The sequence below is a fragment of the Staphylococcus sp. T93 genome (assembly GCF_016743875.1).
GTDB classification, from domain to species: Bacteria; Bacillota; Bacilli; order Staphylococcales; family Staphylococcaceae; genus Staphylococcus; species Staphylococcus aureus.
The window spans coordinates 2,320,446-2,340,256 of the sequence record NZ_CP068247.1; the positions used below are offsets into that span (position 1 = coordinate 2,320,446).

Here is a 19,811-nt window from a genome sequence, read left to right on the forward strand (position 1 = left end):
ATGATTGATATTCATAACCATATATTGCCTAATATCGATGACGGTCCGACAAATGAAACAGAGATGATGGATCTTTTAAAACAAGCGACAACACAAGGTGTTACAGAAATCATTGTAACATCACATCACTTACATCCTCGATATACCACACCTATAGAAAAAGTGAAATCATGTTTAAACCATATTGAAAGCTTAGAGGAAGTACAAGCACTAAATCTAAAGTTTTATTATGGTCAGGAAATAAGAATTACCGATCAAATCCTTAATGATATTGATCGAAAAGTTATTAACGGTATTAATGATTCACGCTATTTACTAATAGAATTTCCATCAAATGAAGTTCCACACTATACTGATCAATTATTTTTCGAATTACAGAGTAAAGGCTTTGTACCGATTATTGCACATCCAGAGCGGAATAAAGCAATAAGTCAAAACCTTGACATACTATACGATTTAATTAACAAAGGTGCTTTAAGTCAAGTGACAACGGCGTCATTAGCGGGTATTTCCGGTAAAAAAATTAGAAAATTAGCAATTCAAATGATTGAAAACAATCTGACACATTTCATCGGTTCAGATGCGCATAACACAGAAATCAGACCGTTCTTAATGAAAGACTTATTTAATGATAAGAAATTACGTGATTATTATGAAGATATGAACGGATTTATTAGTAATGCGAAGTTAGTTGTTGATGATAAAAAAATTCCTAAACGAATGCCACAACAAGATTATAAACAGAAAAGATGGTTTGGGTTATAAACAGCAAATGAGGGGTTTTATGGCACATTTATCTGTGAAATTGCGGCTTTTAATACTAGCATTAATCGATTCACTGATAGTGACATTTTCAGTATTCGTAAGTTATTACATTTTAGAACCGTATTTCAAAACATATTCTGTCAAATTATTAATATTGGCAGCTATATCACTATTCATATCGCATCATATTTCAGCATTTATTTTTAATATGTATCATCGAGCGTGGGAATATGCCAGTGTGAGTGAATTGATTTTAATTGTTAAAGCTGTGACGACATCTATCGTTATTACGATGGTGGTCGTGACAATTGTTACAGGCAATAGACCGTTTTTTAGATTGTATTTAATTACTTGGATGATGCACTTGATTTTAATAGGTGGCTCAAGGTTATTTTGGCGTATTTATCGGAAATACCTTGGAGGTAAGTCATTTAATAAGAAGCCAACTTTAGTTGTTGGTGCTGGTCAAGCAGGTTCAATGCTGATTAGACAAATGTTGAAAAGTGACGAAATGAAACTTGAACCGGTATTAGCAGTCGATGATGACGAACATAAACGCAATATCACAATTACTGAGGGTGTAAAAGTCCAAGGTAAAATTGCGGATATTCCAGAACTAGTGAGGAAATATAAGATTAAAAAAATCATCATTGCAATTCCAACTATTGGTCAAGAGCGTTTGAAAGAAATTAATAATATTTGCCATATGGATGGCGTTGAGTTATTGAAAATGCCAAATATAGAAGACGTCATGTCTGGTGAGTTAGAAGTGAACCAACTTAAAAAAGTTGAAGTAGAAGATTTACTAGGCAGAGATCCTGTTGAATTAGATATGGATATGATATCAAATGAATTGACGAATAAAACTATTTTAGTTACGGGTGCAGGTGGTTCAATAGGATCAGAAATTTGTAGACAAGTTTGTAATTTCTATCCAGAACGTATTATTCTACTTGGCCATGGTGAAAACAGTATTTATTTAATCAATCGTGAATTGCGAAATCGCTTCGGAAAAAATGTTGATATCGTTCCTATTATAGCGGATGTGCAAAATAGAGCGCGTATGTTTGAAATTATGGAAACGTATAAACCATACGCAGTTTATCATGCAGCAGCACACAAGCACGTGCCGTTAATGGAAGACAACCCTGAAGAAGCAGTACGTAATAATATTTTAGGTACGAAAAATACTGCTGAAGCTGCTAAAAATGCAGAGGTAAAGAAATTCGTTATGATTTCTACGGATAAAGCCGTTAATCCGCCTAATGTCATGGGAGCTTCAAAGCGAATTGCAGAAATGATTATTCAAAGTTTAAATGATGAAACGCATCGAACAAATTTTGTTGCAGTGAGATTTGGTAATGTACTTGGATCGAGAGGATCTGTGATTCCACTTTTCAAAAGTCAAATTGAAGAAGGTGGGCCAGTTACTGTGACACATCCTGAAATGACACGTTACTTTATGACAATTCCTGAAGCTTCTAGACTAGTTTTGCAGGCAGGGGCATTAGCAGAAGGTGGCGAAGTATTTGTGCTAGATATGGGAGAACCAGTGAAAATTGTAGATTTGGCACGTAATTTAATTAAGCTAAGTGGTAAAAAAGAAGACGACATACGCATTACTTATACAGGGATTAGACCCGGCGAAAAAATGTTTGAAGAGCTTATGAATAAAGATGAGGTTCATCCTGAACAAGTATTTGAAAAAATTTATCGTGGCAAAGTACAACATATGAAATGTAATGAAGTTGAAGCGATTATTCAAGACATCGTCAATGACTTTAGTAAAGAAAAAATTATTAACTATGCCAATGGCAAAAAGGGAGATAATTATGTTCGATGACAAAATTTTATTAATTACTGGGGGCACAGGATCATTCGGTAATGCTGTTATGAAACAGTTTTTAGATTCTAATATTAAAGAAATTCGTATTTTTTCACGCGATGAGAAAAAACAAGATGACATTCGAAAAAAATATAATAATTCAAAATTAAAGTTCTACATTGGTGATGTGCGTGATAGTCAAAGTGTAGAAACAGCAATGCGAGATGTTGATTACGTATTCCATGCAGCAGCTTTAAAACAAGTGCCGTCATGTGAATTCTTTCCAGTTGAGGCAGTGAAGACAAATATTATTGGTACAGAAAATGTCTTACAAAGTGCTATTCATCAAAATGTTAAAAAAGTCATATGTTTATCTACAGATAAGGCAGCGTATCCTATTAATGCTAGGGGTATTTCAAAAGCAATGATGGAAAAAGTATTCGTAGCCAAATCAAGAAATATTCGTAGTGAACAAACGCTTATTTGTGGTACAAGATACGGTAATGTGATGGCTTCAAGAGGATCAGTAATACCTTTGTTTATCGACAAAATCAAAGCTGGAGAACCTTTAACGATTACAGATCCTGATATGACAAGATTTTTAATGAGCTTAGAAGATGCGGTAGAACTAGTTGTTCATGCATTTAAGCATGCAGAGACAGGAGATATTATGGTTCAAAAAGCACCAAGCTCAACGGTAGGGGATCTTGCGACCGCATTATTAGAATTGTTTGAAGCTGATAATGCAATTGAAATCATTGGTACGCGACATGGAGAGAAAAAAGCAGAAACATTGTTGACGAGAGAAGAATACGCACAATGTGAAGATATGGGTGATTATTTTAGAGTGCCGGCAGACTCCAGAGATTTAAATTATAGTAATTATGTTGAAACCGGTAACGAAAAGATTACGCAATCTTATGAATATAACTCCGATAATACACATATTTTAACGGTGGAAGAGATAAAAGAAAAACTTTTAACACTAGAATATGTTAGAAACGAATTGAATGATTATAAAGCTTCAATGAGATAGGAGAGATTGACGTTGAATATTGTAATTACAGGAGCAAAAGGTTTTGTAGGAAAAAACTTGAAAGCAGATTTAACTTCAACGACAGATCATCATATTTTCGAAGTACATCGACAAACTAAAGAGGAAGAATTAGAGTCAGCATTGTTGAAAGCAGACTTTGTCGTGCATTTAGCGGGTGTTAATCGACCTGAACATGACAAAGAATTCAGCTTAGGAAACGTGAGTTATTTAGATCATGTACTTGATATATTAACTAGAAATACGAAAAAGCCAGCGATATTATTATCGTCTTCAATACAAGCAACACAAGATAATCCTTATGGTGAGAGTAAGTTGCAAGGGGAACAGCTATTAAGAGAGTATGCCGAAGAGTATGGCAATACGGTTTATATTTATCGCTGGCCAAATTTATTCGGCAAGTGGTGTAAGCCGAATTATAACTCAGTGATAGCAACATTTTGTTACAAAATTGCACGTAACGAAGAGATTCAAGTTAATGATCGGAATGTTGAACTAACGCTAAACTACGTGGATGATATCGTCGCTGAAATAAAGCGTGCTATTGAAGGAACTCCAACGATTGAAAATGGTGTACCTACAGTACCAAACGTATTTAAAGTGACATTGGGAGAAATTGTAGATTTATTATACAAGTTCAAACAGTCACGTCTCGATCGAACATTGCCGAAATTAGATAACTTGTTTGAAAAAGATTTGTATAGTACGTATTTAAGCTATCTACCTAGTACAGACTTTAGTTATCCCTTACTTATGAATGTGGATGATAGGGGTTCTTTTACAGAATTTATAAAAACACCGGATCGTGGTCAAGTTTCTGTAAATATTTCTAAACCAGGTATTACTAAAGGTAATCACTGGCATCATACTAAAAACGAAAAATTTCTAGTCGTATCAGGTAAAGGGGTAATTCGTTTTAGACATGTTAATGATGATGAAATCATTGAATATTATGTTTCTGGCGACAAATTAGAAGTTGTAGACATACCAGTAGGATACACACATAATATTGAAAATTTAGGCGACACAGATATGGTAACTATTATGTGGGTGAATGAAATGTTTGATCCAAATCAGCCAGATACGTATTTCTTGGAGGTATAGCGCATGGAAAAACTGAAATTAATGACAATAGTTGGTACAAGGCCTGAAATCATTCGTTTATCATCAACGATTAAAGCATGTGATCAATATTTTAATCAGATATTAGTACACACTGGTCAAAATTATGATTATACATTGAATCAAATTTTCTTTGATGATTTGGAATTAAGACAACCGGACCACTACTTAGAGGCAGTTGGAAGTAACCTTGGAGAAACGATGGGGAATATTATTGCGAAGACATATGATGTTTTATTACGCGAACAACCAGATGCACTTTTAATTCTTGGTGATACAAATAGTTGTTTAGCAGCAGTATCTGCTAAACGATTAAAGATTCCTGTGTTCCACATGGAAGCGGGTAATAGATGCTTTGATCAGAATGTACCTGAAGAAATCAATCGTAAAATTGTTGACCATGTCAGTGATGTGAATCTACCTTATACGGAACATAGCAGACGTTATTTATTAGATGAAGGCTTCAATAAAGCGAATATCTTTGTGACAGGATCACCGATGACAGAAGTGATAGAAGCGCATCGAGATAAAATTAATCACAGTGACGTTTTAAATAAACTAGGATTAGAACCGCAACAATACATTTTAGTATCTGCGCATAGAGAAGAGAATATCGATAATGAAAAGAATTTTAAATCATTAATGAATGCGATAAATGATATTGCCAAAAAGTATAAAATGCCTGTGATTTATTCAACGCATCCAAGAAGTTGGAAGAAAATTGAAGAAAGTAAATTTGAATTTGATCCATTAGTTAAACAGTTAAAGCCATTTGGTTTCTTTGATTATAATGCATTGCAAAAAGATGCATTTGTTGTGCTATCAGATAGTGGAACATTGTCAGAAGAGTCGTCTATTTTGAAGTTCCCTGGTGTCCTTATTCGAACTTCCACAGAAAGACCGGAAGTACTAGATAAAGGTACGGTTATTGTAGGTGGTATTACCTATAACAATCTAATCCAATCCGTTGAACTAGCAAGAGAGATGCAAAACAATAACGAACCGATGATTGATGCTATTGATTATAAAGACACTAACGTTTCGACAAAGGTAGTTAAAATTATTCAAAGCTATAAAGATATTATCAATCGAAATACTTGGAGGAAATGACGATGAGGATAGCGATTGAAAAGATAATTGGTTTGCTGAAAAACCAGTCCTCTAAAGAATCGAATGTTAAGATTCATCGCTTGGCGTATATTACAAACTCAAAATTTGATGGCAATAACTATATAGATAGATGGTGTAAAATCAGGAATTCTCACATTGGTGAATACAGTTATATTGGATTTGGTAGTGATTTTAATAATGTAGAAGTAGGAAGATATTGTTCGATATCTTCGGATGTAAAAATTGGGTTAGGAAAACATCCTACACACTTTTTTAGCTCATCACCGATTTTTTATTCTAATAATAATCCATTTAACATAAAGCAAAAGTTTATAGACTTTAATGACCAACCAAGCCGTACAACAATTAAAAATGATGTGTGGATTGGTGCAAATGTAATTATTATGGATGGTTTAACAATAAATACTGGTGCAGTCATAGCAGCCGGCTCAGTTGTTACTAAAAATGTAGGAGCATATGAGGTTGTTGGTGGTGTTCCTGCAAAAGTGATTAAGAAGCGATTTGACAATAAAACAATTGAAAAACTTTTGGAAAGCAAGTGGTGGGAGAAAACGCCTGACAAACTAAAAGGATTTTCGGTTGAATATTTAAATAAAAAGGATACTTAATGATATGAGAATTTTAAATATTGTATCGAGTAATATTGTTCAAGACCCAAGGGTACTTAAACAAATAGAAACAATTAAAGGCGTTACGGATGATTATAAAATTGTTGGAATGAATAATTCACAAGCTACTAATAAGCGATTGGAAAATTTAGATTGTAATTATCGTTTGTTAGGTAGCAAGGTAGATCCAAAAAATATTCTTTCTAAATTAATTAAGCGTATAAGATTTGCAACAGGTGTTATCCGAGAAATTAAAGCTTATAAACCTGACGTGATTCATGCAAATGATTTCGACGTATTATTAATGGTCTATTTAAGCAATTATAAAAAAGCTAATATTGTTTATGATGCGCATGAAATATATGCGAAAAATGCCTTTATTAATAAAGTTCCACTTATTTCAAAGTTTGTAGAAAGTATAGAAAAACACATAGTAAAACATCGTGTTAATGCCTTCGTAACAGTAAGTCATGCAGCAAAAGAATATTATCAATCTAAAGGATATAAGAAGGAAGCGAATGTTATTACGAATGCACCTATTTTAAATGATAGCAGAGAATTTAAAGAAATCGAAAACTTTAAAGAAATTGTATATCAAGGTCAAATTGTAATGGACAGAGGATATGAAGAGTTTATTATTGCTTCATCAGCTTTTAAACAAAATGCTCCTTCATTCATAATTCGAGGGTTTGGTCCGCATGAAGAAGTGATAAAAGAACTGATTAGTTATAACCCGGAAAATATTAGGTTGGATAAACCAGTTGAAGTAAAAGAATTGGTTGATAAGTTAGCAGAAAGTAATGTTGGTGTTGTCTTGACGAAACCAGTATCTATTAATTTTGAATATACAGTATCTAATAAAATTTTTGAATGTATACATGCTGGTTTACCAGTAATTTTATCTCCTGTCAAAGAGCATATTTATCTCAATGAAAAATATAAATTTGGCATTGTTCTAAAGGAAGTTACGCCGTTAGAAATTGAAAAGGCGGTTAGAAAATTAAGAGATAATCACGATTTGTTTAATCATTTACGTCAAAATGCAATTAAGGCGTCTAAAATTTTGAATTGGCAAATAGAGAGTGAACGGTTAGTAGAATTATATAAATTTTAAAGAGAGGTAGACTATGAAATTTTTTGTACTTTGTGCAATTATCAGCATGAACATATTTATAGTAATCTCTACATTTACTAAAGAAGTATTAGGGTTCCCTATAGAGCCGGTGTATTACTCAACCATGGTTGGTATAGCATTAATTACTACGGTGTTTGCTATTTATAAGATAATTGTCACCCAAGAAATTCCGCGAGGGTTAATATTATTAATTGCTATATGTTTGCTTTATCTAGCTTTTTATTATTTTTCACCAGATAAGGAAGAGAAACTAGCTAAAAATAATATTCTATTCTTTTTAACATGGGCAGTTCCAGCGGCAATTAGTGGTATTTATATTAAATATATAAACAAGGCTACGGTAGAAAGATTTTTTAAATTAGTATTTTTCATATTTTCTGTTTCATTTATTTTTGTAATTTTAATACCAAAACTTACAGGTGAGATACCTAGCTATATCAATTTTGGACTTATGAACTATCAAAACGCTTCGTACCTTTCAGCATTTACTGCCGGATTAGGCATTTATTTCATTATGAAAGGTTCAGTTAAACATAAGTGGATATATGTTCTATTTACAATAATTGATATCCCTATTGTGTTTATACCAGGAGGGCGTGGAGGTGCTATTTTATTAATTCTTTACGGCTTATTTGCATTTATACTTATTACGTTTAAAAGAGGAATACCTATCGCAGTAAAAAGCATTATGTATATTTTTGCATTAAGCATATCTAGTGTATTGATTTACTTTCTTTTTACAAAAGGTTCGAATACTAGAACATTTTCATATCTACAAGGTGGAACACTTAATTTAGAAGGTACTTCTGGAAGAGGACCGATTTATGAAAAAGGTATTTACTTTATTCAACAAAGTTCGTTATTAGGCTATGGGCCATTTAACTATTATAAACTAATCGGAAATATACCACATAACATCATTATTGAGTTGATTCTATCATTTGGCTTATTAGGGTTTTTTATCATAATGATTTGCATTTTGCTACTAGTTTATAAAATGATTAGGAACTATGATCCAAACACTATAGATTTACTCGTTATGTTTATAGCAATCTATCCAATCACATTATTAATGTTTAGTTCAAATTATTTAGTTGTAAGTGAATTTTGGTTTGTGTTGTTCTATTTTATTACAAAAGGACGGCGTCATCATGGCTAAGAAAGTTTTTATTATGGATAGCGTAAAGACAATAATTGGTACGTTGCTTATAGCTTTAGGATTACAATTTTTAGCTTATCCAATTATTAATCAACGAGTAGGTAATGAAGCGTTCGGTTCTATTTTAACGATTTATACAATAATAACAATCACGAGTGTTGTATTAGGCAATACGCTTAACAATATACGATTGATTAATATGAATCTATACAAATCCAATCATTACTACTGGAAATTTGCATCGATACTTTTAATCTCAATTCTGATTGAGAGTATAGCTTTAATTATTGTATTTCTTTACTTTTTTAATTTGAACATCATCGATATTATCTTTTTAATTCTACTTAATATTTTAATGTGTTTAAGGATTTATCTGAATGTATTTTTTAGGATGACTTTAAAATATAATCAGATTTTGTATATTGCTCTTATTCAATTTTTAGGTTTGCTGATAGGACTATTTCTATATTATTTAACCCAAAACTGGATTGTTTGTTTTATTACCAGTGAATTGTTTGCAACGATATATACATTGGTTAAATTACGGGGATTAACTATAGGCGAGTATCAAAGTGAAGATAATAATGTGGTAAAAGATTATGTGATGCTACTGAGTACAAATAGCCTTAATAATTTGAATCTCTATTTAGATAGATTAATCTTATTACCAATTATAGGTGGAACAGCTGTAACTATATCATTTCTTTCAACATTTATTGGGAAAATGTTAGCTACATTTCTATATCCGATTAATAATGTAGTACTTTCATATATTTCTGTAAATGAAAGTGACAATATAAAGAAGCAATATTTGAAAACTAATCTAATTGCTATAGCTGCCCTATGTTTAGTCATGATTATATGTTATCCAATTACAATAATTATTGTCTCTTTACTGTATAACATTGATTCAAGTTTATATTCGAAGTTTATTATTTTAGGTAATATAGGTGTTTTATTCAATGCAGTGAGTATTATGATCCAAACTTTAAATACAAAACACGCATCAATAACATTACAAGCGAATTATATGACGCTTCACACGATTACATTTATATTCATAACTATTTTAATGACAATTGCGTTTGGTCTAAATGGATTCTTTTGGACAACGCTGTTCAGCAACATTATTAAGTATGTGATTTTAAATATTATAGGTTTAAAGTCTAAATTCATTAATAAAAAGGACGTCGATTAGATGAGTGAAAAAAAGATTTTGATTTTATGTCAGTATTTTTATCCGGAATATGTATCTTCTGCGACGTTACCAACTCAATTGGCGGAAGATTTAATTGCGAATCACATTAATGTCGATGTCATGTGTGGATGGCCATATGAATATAGTAATCATAAACAGGTTTCTAAAACCGAGATGCATCGTGGTATTCGCATTCGACGTCTCAAGTATTCGAGGTTTAATAACAAAAGTAAGGTTGGAAGGATCATCAATTTCTTTAGTTTATTTTCAAAATTCGTGATTAATATACCTAAAATGTTGAAATATGATCAGATTCTTGTTTACTCTAATCCACCAATCTTGCCATTAATACCAGACGTTTTACACAGACTGCTTAAGAAAAAATATTCTTTTGTGGTGTATGATATAGCACCTGATAATGCGATTAAGACAGGTGCAACTCGTCCAGGTAGCATGATTGATAAGCTGATGCGTTACATTAATAGACATGTCTACAAGAATGCTGAAAATGTCATTGTCCTTGGTACGGAAATGAAAAACTACTTACTAAATCATCAAATTTCTAAAAATGCTGACAATATCCATGTGATTCCTAACTGGTATGACATGCGTCAATTACAAGACAATCGTATCTATAATGACACATTTAAAGCTTACCGTGAGCAATACGACAAAATTTTATTGTATAGCGGTAATATGGGGCAGTTACAGGATATGGAGACACTTATCTCATTTTTAAAATTAAATAAGGATCAGTCTCAAACGTTAACAATACTTTGTGGTCATGGTAAGAAATTTGCAGATGTCAAAACGGCAATAGAAGACCATCGTATTGAAAATGTTAAAATGTTTGAGTTTTTAACAGGTACAGACTATGCTGACGTATTAAAAATTGCGGATGTATGTATTGCATCGCTGATTAAAGAAGGCGTCGGTTTAGGCGTGCCGAGCAAGAATTATGGCTATCTTGCAGCTAAGAAAGCGTTGGTACTCATCATGGATAAGCAATCTGATATCGTTCAACATGTTGAACAATATGATGCGGGTATCCAAATTGATAATGGCGATGCACATGCCATTTATAACTTCATCAACACTCACTCGAGTAAGGAATTGCACGAGATGGGTGAGCGCGCACATCAACTGTTTAAAGATAAATATACGAGAGAAATTAATACTATGAAGTATTACAATCTGTTGAAGTGAGGAGATAATTATGAAGCGATTATTCGATGTAGTGAGTTCAATATATGGTTTAGTAGTTTTAAGTCCGATTCTGTTAATTACAGCATTACTAATTAAAATGGAATCACCTGGACCAGCCATTTTCAAACAAAAAAGACCGACGATTAATAATGAATTGTTTAATATTTATAAGTTTAGATCAATGAAAATAGACACACCTAATGTTGCAACTGATTTAATGGATTCAACATCGTATATAACAAAGACAGGGAAGGTCATTCGTAAGACCTCTATTGATGAATTGCCACAATTATTGAATGTTTTAAAAGGAGAAATGTCAATTGTAGGTCCTAGACCAGCGCTTTATAATCAATACGAATTAATCGAAAAACGTACAAAAGCGAACGTGCATACGATTAGACCAGGTGTGACAGGACTAGCTCAAGTGATGGGGAGAGATGATATCACTGATGATCAAAAAGTAGCGTATGATCATTATTACTTAACACATCAATCTATGATGCTTGATATGTATATCATATATAAAACAATTAAAAATATCGTTACTTCAGAAGGTGTGCATCACTAATGAGAAAAAATATTTTAATTACAGGCGTACATGGATATATCGGTAATGCTTTAAAAGATAAGCTTATTGAACAAGGACATCAAGTAGATCAAATTAATGTTAGGAATCAATTATGGAAGTCGACCTCGTTCAAAGATTATGATGTTTTAATTCATACAGCAGCTTTGGTTCACAACAATTCACCTCAAGCAAGGCTATCTGATTATATGCAAGTGAATATGTTGCTGACGAAACAATTGGCACAAAAGGCTAAAGCTGAAGACGTTAAACAATTTATTTTTATGAGTACTATGGCAGTTTATGGAAAAGAAGGTCATGTTGGTAAATCAGATCAAGTTGATACACAAACACCAATGAACCCTACGACCAACTATGGTATTTCCAAAAAGTTCGCTGAACAAGCATTACAAGAATTGATTAGTGATTCGTTTAAAGTAGCAATTGTGAGACCACCAATGATTTATGGTGCACATTGCCCAGGAAATTTCCAACGGTTAATGCAATTGTCAAAGCGATTGCCAATCATTCCCAATATTAACAATCAGCGCAGTGCATTATATATTAAACATCTGACAGCATTTATTGATCAATTAATATCATTAGAAGTGACAGGTGTGTACCATCCTCAAGATAGTTTTTACTTTGATACATCGTCAGTAATGTATGAAATACGTCGCCAATCACATCGTAAAACGGTATTGATCAACATGCCTTCAATGCTAAATAAGTATTTTAATAAGTTGTCGGTCTTTAGAAAATTATTCGGCAATTTAATATACAGCAATACGTTATATGAAAATAATAATGCACTTGAAATTATTCCTGGAAAAATGTCACTTGTTATTGCGGACATCATGGATGAAACGACAACCAAAGATAAGGCATAAGTCATCTATTAAATAAAATCAACATACAAATCGTTTTATTTGGAGGTTATAGTATGAAGTTAACAGTAGTTGGCTTAGGTTATATTGGTTTACCAACATCAATTATGTTTGCAAAACATGGCGTCGATGTGCTTGGTGTTGATATTAATCAGCAAACGATTGATAAGTTACAAAGTGGTCAAATTAGTATTGAAGAACCTGGATTACAAGAGGTTTATGAAGAGGTACTGTCATCGGGAAAATTGAAGGTATCTACAACGCCAGATGCATCTGATGTTTTTATCATTGCCGTTCCGACGCCGAATAATGATGATCAGTACCGGTCATGTGACATTTCGCTAGTTATGCGTGCATTAGATAGTATTTTATCATTTTTAGAAAAAGGAAATACCATTATTGTAGAGTCGACAATTGCGCCTAAAACGATGGATGATTTTGTAAAACCAGTCATTGAAAATTTAGGGTTTACAATAGGTGAAGATATTTATTTAGTGCATTGTCCAGAACGTGTACTGCCAGGAAAAATTTTAGAAGAATTAGTTCATAACAATCGTATCATTGGCGGTGTGACTGAAGCTTGTATTGAAGCGGGTAAACGTGTCTATCGCACATTCGTTCAGGGAGAAATGATTGAAACAGATGCACGTACTGCTGAAATGAGTAAGCTAATGGAAAACACATATAGAGACGTGAACATTGCTTTAGCTAATGAATTAACAAAAATTTGCAATAACTTAAATATTAATGTATTAGATGTGATTGAAATGGCAAACAAACATCCGCGTGTTAACATCCATCAGCCTGGTCCAGGTGTAGGCGGTCATTGTTTAGCTGTTGATCCGTACTTTATTATTGCTAAAGACCCTGAAAATGCAAAGTTAATTCAAACTGGACGTGAAATTAATAATTCAATGCCGGCCTATGTTGTTGATACAACGAAGCAAATCATCAAAGTGTTGAGCGGGAATAAAGTCACAGTATTTGGTTTAACTTATAAAGGTGATGTTGATGATATAAGAGAATCACCAGCATTTGATATTTATGAGCTATTAAATCAAGAACCAGACATAGAAGTATGTGCTTATGATCCACATGTTGAATTAGATTTTGTGGAACATGATATGTCACATGCTGTCAAAGACGCATCGCTAGTATTGATTTTAAGTGACCACTCAGAATTTAAAAATTTATCGGACAGTCATTTTGATAAAATGAAGCATAAAGTGATTTTTGATACAAAAAATGTTGTGAAATCATCATTTGAAGATGTATCGTATTATAATTATGGCAATATATTTAATTTTATCGACAAATAAAATGTGTCAAACTAGGGCATACATGATTAAGGAAAGATAAGCTGTCATGTGTTTGAACTTCAGAGAGGATAATGTTATGAAAAAAATTATGGTTATTTTCGGTACGAGACCCGAAGCAATAAAAATGGCACCATTAGTAAAAGAAATTGATCATAATGGGAACTTTGAAGCGAACATTGTGATTACAGCACAACATAGAGATATGTTAGATAGTGTGTTAAGTATATTTGATATTCAAGCTGATCATGATTTAAATATTATGCAAGATCAACAAACATTAGCAGGCCTTACGGCGAATGCACTTGCTAAACTTGATAGCATCATTAATGAGGAACAACCGGATATGATTTTAGTACATGGTGATACTACAACGACTTTTGTAGGAAGTTTGGCAGCATTTTATCATCAAATTCCGGTCGGACATGTAGAAGCTGGACTTCGAACACATCAGAAATACTCACCATTTCCTGAAGAGTTAAATCGAGTCATGGTAAGTAATATTGCTGAATTGAATTTTGCGCCAACAGTAATTGCAGCTAAAAATTTACTTTTTGAAAACAAAGACAAAGAGCGTATCTTTATTACTGGAAATACAGTTATTGACGCATTGTCAACAACAGTTCAAAATGATTTTGTTTCAACGATTATTAATAAACATAAAGGCAAGAAAGTTGTTTTACTAACAGCGCATCGTCGTGAAAATATTGGGGAACCGATGCATCAGATTTTTAAAGCAGTAAGAGATTTGGCAGATGAATATAAAGATGTTGTCTTCATTTATCCAATGCATCGTAATCTAAAGGTAAGAGCGATTGCCGAAAAATATTTATCTGGGAGAAATCGGATTGAATTAATTGAGCCATTAGATGCGATTGAGTTCCATAATTTTACAAATCAATCGTACCTCGTGCTGACAGATTCTGGTGGTATTCAAGAGGAGGCTCCTACATTTGGAAAACCTGTGTTGGTATTAAGGAATCATACAGAGCGTCCCGAAGGCGTTGAGGCGGGAACATCGAGAGTAATTGGCACAGATTATGACAATATTGTTCGAAATGTGAAACAATTGATTGAGGATGATGAAGCGTATCAACGTATGAGTCAAGCGAATAATCCATATGGTGATGGACAAGCATCACGACGTATTTGTGAAGCAATAGAATATTATTTTGGATTGCGCACAGACAAGCCGGATGAATTCGTACCTTTACGTCACAAATAATAAAAAACCCCTAATCATGAAGTTGGTTTAGACAACCAGCGGTGACTAGGGGTTTTTAATATATTTATTTTTGATAGTGGTAGCCAATATCATATTTGAATACTTTATTTGATAATATTGGACTTTGCTGTCCATCGTCATCACTTTTTAAACGTACATTTTTATGAGCTTCTTTAAATACATCGGAATTCAACCAATTATTAAAGCTATCTTCAGATTCCCAAATAGTTAAGATTTTAACTTCGTCTGTATCCTCGGTATTTAATGTTTTAGTGACAAACATTTGTTGGAAGCCTTCAATAGTTTCAATACCTTGTCTATTGTAAAAACGTTCAATCGTTTCTTCCGCACTGCCTTTTTGTAATTGTAATCTATTTTCTGCCATAAACATGGGCAATCACTCCTCTATTTTATGATTTGATTTGGGTAATGTTTTTACAAATGTAAAGAGTACAGCGGTTTGTATGATAACCATTATGATTAATCCTACACGGACTGCAAGAACATCCACCATATAAATTGAAAAACCTATTACAATGTATAAGCTAATTAAAATTTTAATTTTCTGTTGTAGCGTGTAGCCTCGATGTAAATAAAAGTTTTCTACATATTCTTTATAAATTTTTTGATTAATAAGCCAATTGTAAAAGCGATCTGAACTTCGAGCAAAGCAAAAAACTGCTACGAGTAAAAAAGGGGTCGTTGGCAGTAAAGGTAATACGGCACCTGCAATACCAAGCGCTGTAAATATTAAGCCAATGACGATTAAAATAAGTCGCATTGAAAAAACTCCATTCTAGTACTAATGCGCATGTAATATTGTTTTAGTAATATAACTCATGCTAAATATAATGTGTATGATAAGTGCAATGACTCAGTAAAATGAAACGATGTTGAATTATCCTTGTCACATTAACGCATTTTAAGCGCGACTTTCATAACAACCAAACTATTTAATGAGAATTATTCTCAAGTATTATAGTTATATTATGTGTTTTATTTTTGAAAAGTGCAATATGTTTTCGAAAATAAGATTATTTTTATGTGCAAAAACGACGCAAAAGTTTTAAAAATGAGACTTCTGTGAGCTGATTATTTTATAAAATGTAAACGCTTACTATATAATGTGAATCATATCGTTTAAAAGCATTATTAAATATGATGCTAAGAGATTTATATTATAGCCAATAAACAAAGGAGAGATAATATGGCAGTAAACGTTCGAGATTATATTGCAGAGAATTATGGTTTATTTATCAATGGGGAATTTGTTAAAGGTAGCAGTGACGAAACAATCGAAGTGACTAATCCAGCAACTGGAGAAACACTATCACATATTACAAGAGCAAAAGATAAAGATGTCGATCATGCAGTCAAAGTGGCGCAAGAGGCATTTGAATCATGGTCATTAACTTCTAAATCAGAACGTGCACAAATGTTGCGTGATATTGGTGATAAATTAATGGCACAAAAAGATAAAATTGCAATGATTGAAACATTAAATAATGGTAAACCGATTCGTGAGACAACAGCAATTGATATTCCATTTGCTGCAAGACATTTCCATTATTTCGCAAGTGTTATTGAAACAGAAGAAGGTACAGTGAATGATATCGATAAAGACACAATGAGTATCGTACGACATGAGCCGATTGGCGTCGTAGGTGCTGTTGTTGCTTGGAACTTCCCAATGCTATTAGCTGCATGGAAGATTGCGCCAGCCATTGCTGCAGGTAATACAATTGTGATTCAACCTTCGTCTTCAACACCATTAAGTTTATTGGAAGTTGCTAAAATTTTCCAAGAGGTATTACCTAAAGGTGTTGTCAATATACTAACGGGTAAAGGTTCAGAATCAGGTAATGCAATTTTCAATCATGATGGTGTAGATAAATTATCATTTACGGGCTCAACTGATGTAGGTTATCAAGTTGCCGAAGCTGCAGCAAAACATCTAGTACCCGCTACATTAGAGCTTGGTGGTAAAAGCGCCAATATCATATTAGATGATGCTAATTTAGACCTTGCAGTTGAAGGTATTCAGTTAGGTATTTTATTCAACCAAGGTGAAGTATGTAGTGCAGGTTCTCGATTATTAGTTCATGAAAAAATTTATGATCAATTGGTGCCACGTTTACAAGAGGCATTTTCAAATATTAAAGTTGGAAATCCACAAGATGAAGCTACACAAATGGGTAGTCAAATTGGTAAGGATCAATTAGATAAAATTCAATCATATATTGATGCAGCAAAAGAATCAGATGCACAAATTTTAGCAGGCGGTCATCGCTTAACTGAAAATGGATTAGATAAAGGGTTCTTCTTTGAGCCGACATTAATTGCTGTGCCAGACAATCATCACAAATTAGCACAAGAAGAAATATTTGGACCAGTGTTAACAGTGATTAAAGTGAAGGACGATCAAGAAGCAATTGATATAGCTAATGATTCTGAGTATGGTTTAGCAGGCGGTGTATTTTCTCAAAATATCACACGTGCATTAAATATTGCTAAAGCTGTACGTACAGGACGTATTTGGATTAACACTTACAACCAAGTACCAGAAGGCGCACCATTTGGTGGTTATAAAAAATCAGGTATCGGTCGAGAAACTTATAAAGGTGCGTTAAGTAACTATCAACAAGTTAAAAATATTTATATTGATACAAGCAATGCTTTAAAAGGTTTGTACTAGAATAAATATCGTTTCTGAAGCGTGTTTGTAGGTCAGTCTAGCGGTAAGTCTTAACATTTAACGGCGTTGTTTAGATTTTAAGCAAAACAAAATATATAGGAACACGTATCATGATATTAGGATATAATGACTAAAATAATAGCAGTAGGATGGTTTTTAATTGCAAATCATCTTACTGCTGTTTTTAATTATGCTAATTTGCGATGCGGCTATTATAAGGACAGAGTTGTTTATTAATTATGGTGATTTAGAAATATGAAGTTCAATATGCAAAGTCATCGTTTGTTTTAATATGCGGAACAATCATTAAAGTTATTGCGATTTTTTGAACTTAATGAAACTAAACAATAAATTTGAGATACTTTTTTGTCATTTTTATGTAACTAACACAATAATCTCGTACATTATTAAAATTTTCTATATGATAGGAATAAAGCAAAGCGCGAGTGTGCTGTAAAAGTTTTCCAAGGTGATATTACATAAAGCTATAAAGGGTAAAGATTAATGAGTTGTCATGTAAATGACGATGATGTATAAATCATGGTTAATTACGGAAGCATTAATATTAACCTGAGAAGCTATAAAGAATTATTTTTAAAAGCGACAATATTAAATACGACGCATTTATTTAGGAGTGGCAAACGTATGAATGGGAAAAAGGCGAATACGATAAACAGATACAAATATTTTCATCATGTCAATCATCAAAAAATTCAACAAAGTTCTAAAAAGACGCTGTGGGCATCACTAATCATCACATTGTTATTTACAGTGATTGAATTTGTCGGAGGTTTAGTATCTAATTCATTGGCATTACTGTCAGATTCATTTCATATGCTTAGTGATGTATTAGCACTTGGTTTATCTATGTTGGCCATTTATTTTGCAAGTAAAAAGCCGACTGCACGATACACATTTGGATATTTAAGATTTGAGATATTAGCTGCATTTTTAAATGGTTTAGCATTAATTGTAATTTCAATCTGGATTTTATATGAAGCTATTGTACGTATTATTTATCCGCAACCAATTGAAAGTGGCATTATGTTTATGATTGCTAGTATTGGTTTACTCGTCAATATTATTTTGACTGTTATCCTTGTAAGGTCTTTAAAACAAGAAGACAATATCAATATTCAAAGTGCATTATGGCATTTCATGGGAGACTTATTGAACTCTATTGGTGTCATCGTTGCAGTTGTATTGATTTACTTTACAGGATGGCGCATCATCGACCCAATCATTAGTATTGTAATTTCACTCATCATTTTACGTGGTGGTTATAAAATTACGCGTAATGCGTGGTTAATTTTAATGGAAAGTGTGCCTCAACATTTGGATACTGATCAAATTATGGCAGATATTAAAAACATAGATGGCATATTAGATGTACATGAATTTCATTTGTGGAGTATTACAACAGAGCATTATTCATTAAGTGCCCATGTTGTGTTAGATAAAAAATATGAGGGTGATGATTATCAAGCGATTGATCAAGTATCATCATTGTTGAAAGAAAAATATGGCATTGCACATTCAACGTTGCAAATTGAAAACTTGCAATTGAATCCATTAGATGAGCCATACTTCGACAAATTAACATAAATAAAACATTGTAGCGCCTAAAACATTAATCTATGTCATAGGCGCACGTTTCGTTTTATACTTATGTTGCATCATTTAAATGATTTTCGTCAATTTCTTTGATGCTATCTACATCTAACACGACATCTTTAGGTTTCAAAATATGAATATGTTTTTCATCATTTGTATGTAAAATGCGTTCTATGATGTACCTTTGACCGGCCATTGTTTCTACAGCAATCTTTTTGTTTCTAGCTAAACTTGCTACGACAGATTCTTTATCCATAATGATAGCCCCCTATATATATGTTTATTTACTTATACCCTAACATGATT

General features: G+C 32.8%; 19 protein-coding genes. 16 read left to right on the forward strand and 3 right to left on the reverse strand.

From position 1 onward, the window contains the following. The 14 genes from cap8C (at position 1) to cap8P (ending at position 15,196) form a co-directional block, all read left to right on the forward strand. Positions 1-765, forward strand: a complete 765-nt coding sequence (gene cap8C, locus JG553_RS11425) for a type 8 capsular polysaccharide synthesis protein Cap8C (RefSeq protein ID WP_000565302.1) — start codon at positions 1-3, stop codon at positions 763-765. A 19-nt stretch (positions 766-784) separates the two neighbouring features. Then, positions 785-2,608: a type 8 capsular polysaccharide synthesis protein Cap8D gene (cap8D, locus tag JG553_RS11430; RefSeq protein WP_000940792.1), complete on the forward strand. Its 1,824-nt coding sequence runs from the start codon at positions 785-787 to the stop codon at positions 2,606-2,608. Next, a complete protein-coding gene (cap8E, locus tag JG553_RS11435; protein ID WP_000459055.1) occupies positions 2,598-3,626 on the forward strand; it encodes a type 8 capsular polysaccharide synthesis protein Cap8E in 1,029 nt (342 codons plus the stop codon). Before cap8D ends, cap8E begins: the two co-directional genes overlap by 11 nt. 12 nt (positions 3,627-3,638) lie before the next feature. Further along, positions 3,639-4,748 carry a type 8 capsular polysaccharide synthesis protein Cap8F gene (gene cap8F / locus JG553_RS11440; RefSeq protein WP_001028293.1) on the forward strand — a complete coding sequence of 370 codons (1,110 nt, stop codon included), beginning with the start codon at positions 3,639-3,641 and terminating at the stop codon, positions 4,746-4,748. A 3-nt stretch (positions 4,749-4,751) separates the two neighbouring features. Then, positions 4,752-5,876, forward strand: coding sequence for a type 8 capsular polysaccharide synthesis protein Cap8G (gene cap8G, locus JG553_RS11445; protein WP_000413171.1), 1,125 nt, complete (start codon positions 4,752-4,754; stop codon positions 5,874-5,876). Between the two features lie 2 nt (positions 5,877-5,878). Continuing rightward, positions 5,879-6,505, forward strand: coding sequence for a CatB-related O-acetyltransferase (locus JG553_RS11450; protein WP_001216898.1), 627 nt, complete (start codon positions 5,879-5,881; stop codon positions 6,503-6,505). A 4-nt stretch (positions 6,506-6,509) separates the two neighbouring features. Further along, positions 6,510-7,619 (forward strand): glycosyltransferase, encoded by a 1,110-nt coding sequence (locus JG553_RS11455; protein WP_001221639.1) that lies wholly within the window; start codon positions 6,510-6,512, stop codon positions 7,617-7,619. Positions 7,620-7,632: 13 nt separating this feature from the next. After that, the gene (locus tag JG553_RS11460; RefSeq protein WP_000668180.1) at positions 7,633-8,799 is read left to right on the forward strand and encodes an O-antigen ligase family protein; all 1,167 of its coding nucleotides are present in this window, start codon (positions 7,633-7,635) and stop codon (positions 8,797-8,799) included. Beyond that, entirely contained in the window at positions 8,792-9,997 is a 1,206-nt protein-coding gene (locus tag JG553_RS11465; RefSeq protein ID WP_001085819.1) for a capsular polysaccharide biosynthesis protein, read from the forward strand. The genes JG553_RS11460 and JG553_RS11465 overlap by 8 nt, the downstream gene beginning before the upstream one ends. Continuing rightward, positions 9,998-11,203 (forward strand): type 8 capsular polysaccharide synthesis protein Cap8L, encoded by a 1,206-nt coding sequence (gene cap8L / locus JG553_RS11470; protein WP_001291022.1) that lies wholly within the window; start codon positions 9,998-10,000, stop codon positions 11,201-11,203. A 10-nt stretch (positions 11,204-11,213) separates the two neighbouring features. Further along, positions 11,214-11,771, forward strand: a complete 558-nt coding sequence (gene cap8M / locus JG553_RS11475; protein WP_000825098.1) for a type 8 capsular polysaccharide synthesis protein Cap8M — start codon at positions 11,214-11,216, stop codon at positions 11,769-11,771. Further along, complete coding sequence (gene capN / locus JG553_RS11480; RefSeq protein ID WP_001230670.1) at positions 11,771-12,658, forward strand: capsular polysaccharide type 5/8 biosynthesis epimerase CapN; 888 nt, start codon at positions 11,771-11,773, stop codon at positions 12,656-12,658. Before cap8M ends, capN begins: the two co-directional genes overlap by 1 nt. A gap of 53 nt (positions 12,659-12,711) precedes the next feature. Next, complete coding sequence (gene cap8O / locus JG553_RS11485) at positions 12,712-13,974, forward strand: type 8 capsular polysaccharide synthesis protein Cap8O (protein ID WP_000779497.1); 1,263 nt, start codon at positions 12,712-12,714, stop codon at positions 13,972-13,974. A gap of 76 nt (positions 13,975-14,050) precedes the next feature. Then, positions 14,051-15,196, forward strand: a complete 1,146-nt coding sequence (gene cap8P, locus JG553_RS11490) for a type 8 capsular polysaccharide synthesis protein Cap8P (RefSeq protein WP_000723453.1) — start codon at positions 14,051-14,053, stop codon at positions 15,194-15,196. Between the two features lie 64 nt (positions 15,197-15,260). On the opposite strand, the gene isdI is transcribed toward cap8P, so the two are convergent. Further along, the gene (gene isdI / locus JG553_RS11495; RefSeq protein WP_000480603.1) at positions 15,261-15,587 is read right to left on the reverse strand and encodes a staphylobilin-forming heme oxygenase IsdI; all 327 of its coding nucleotides are present in this window, start codon (positions 15,585-15,587) and stop codon (positions 15,261-15,263) included. 6 nt (positions 15,588-15,593) lie between these two features. Further along, positions 15,594-15,977 carry a YbaN family protein gene (locus JG553_RS11500; RefSeq protein WP_001237004.1) on the reverse strand — a complete coding sequence of 128 codons (384 nt, stop codon included), beginning with the start codon at positions 15,975-15,977 and terminating at the stop codon, positions 15,594-15,596. Between the two features lie 426 nt (positions 15,978-16,403). Between JG553_RS11500 and JG553_RS11505 the strand changes: the two genes are divergently transcribed. Further along, positions 16,404-17,891 (forward strand): aldehyde dehydrogenase family protein, encoded by a 1,488-nt coding sequence (locus tag JG553_RS11505; protein ID WP_000290399.1) that lies wholly within the window; start codon positions 16,404-16,406, stop codon positions 17,889-17,891. A gap of 645 nt (positions 17,892-18,536) precedes the next feature. Continuing rightward, positions 18,537-19,496: a cation diffusion facilitator family transporter gene (locus tag JG553_RS11510; RefSeq protein WP_001013484.1), complete on the forward strand. Its 960-nt coding sequence runs from the start codon at positions 18,537-18,539 to the stop codon at positions 19,494-19,496. 61 nt (positions 19,497-19,557) lie between these two features. Here the strand turns inward: JG553_RS11510 and JG553_RS11515 are convergent, their stop codons facing one another. Continuing rightward, on the reverse strand, positions 19,558-19,761 hold the full coding sequence (locus JG553_RS11515) for a hypothetical protein (protein WP_000356963.1): 204 nt from the start codon (positions 19,759-19,761) through the stop codon (positions 19,558-19,560). Positions 19,762-19,811 lie beyond the last annotated feature (50 nt).

What these genes read in the sequence shown, in the direction of transcription:
- cap8M (WP_000825098.1), top strand. Translation starts at nt 11,214, where the DNA reads ATGAAGCGATTATTCGATGTAGTGAGTTCAATATATGGTTTAGTAGTT.
- JG553_RS11465 (WP_001085819.1), top strand. Translation starts at nt 8,792, where the DNA reads ATGGCTAAGAAAGTTTTTATTATGGATAGCGTAAAGACAATAATTGGT.
- cap8O (WP_000779497.1), top strand. Translation starts at nt 12,712, where the DNA reads ATGAAGTTAACAGTAGTTGGCTTAGGTTATATTGGTTTACCAACATCA.
- JG553_RS11450 (WP_001216898.1), top strand. Translation starts at nt 5,879, where the DNA reads ATGAGGATAGCGATTGAAAAGATAATTGGTTTGCTGAAAAACCAGTCC.
- JG553_RS11500 (WP_001237004.1), bottom strand. Translation starts at nt 15,977, where the DNA reads ATGCGACTTATTTTAATCGTCATTGGCTTAATATTTACAGCGCTTGGT.
- JG553_RS11515 (WP_000356963.1), bottom strand. Translation starts at nt 19,761, where the DNA reads ATGGATAAAGAATCTGTCGTAGCAAGTTTAGCTAGAAACAAAAAGATT.
- JG553_RS11510 (WP_001013484.1), top strand. Translation starts at nt 18,537, where the DNA reads ATGAATGGGAAAAAGGCGAATACGATAAACAGATACAAATATTTTCAT.
- cap8G (WP_000413171.1), top strand. Translation starts at nt 4,752, where the DNA reads ATGGAAAAACTGAAATTAATGACAATAGTTGGTACAAGGCCTGAAATC.
- cap8C (WP_000565302.1), top strand. Translation starts at nt 1, where the DNA reads ATGATTGATATTCATAACCATATATTGCCTAATATCGATGACGGTCCG.
- JG553_RS11455 (WP_001221639.1), top strand. Translation starts at nt 6,510, where the DNA reads ATGAGAATTTTAAATATTGTATCGAGTAATATTGTTCAAGACCCAAGG.
- cap8D (WP_000940792.1), top strand. Translation starts at nt 785, where the DNA reads ATGGCACATTTATCTGTGAAATTGCGGCTTTTAATACTAGCATTAATC.
- JG553_RS11460 (WP_000668180.1), top strand. Translation starts at nt 7,633, where the DNA reads ATGAAATTTTTTGTACTTTGTGCAATTATCAGCATGAACATATTTATA.
- cap8E (WP_000459055.1), top strand. Translation starts at nt 2,598, where the DNA reads ATGTTCGATGACAAAATTTTATTAATTACTGGGGGCACAGGATCATTC.
- capN (WP_001230670.1), top strand. Translation starts at nt 11,771, where the DNA reads ATGAGAAAAAATATTTTAATTACAGGCGTACATGGATATATCGGTAAT.
- isdI (WP_000480603.1), bottom strand. Translation starts at nt 15,587, where the DNA reads ATGTTTATGGCAGAAAATAGATTACAATTACAAAAAGGCAGTGCGGAA.
- cap8L (WP_001291022.1), top strand. Translation starts at nt 9,998, where the DNA reads ATGAGTGAAAAAAAGATTTTGATTTTATGTCAGTATTTTTATCCGGAA.
- cap8P (WP_000723453.1), top strand. Translation starts at nt 14,051, where the DNA reads ATGAAAAAAATTATGGTTATTTTCGGTACGAGACCCGAAGCAATAAAA.
- JG553_RS11505 (WP_000290399.1), top strand. Translation starts at nt 16,404, where the DNA reads ATGGCAGTAAACGTTCGAGATTATATTGCAGAGAATTATGGTTTATTT.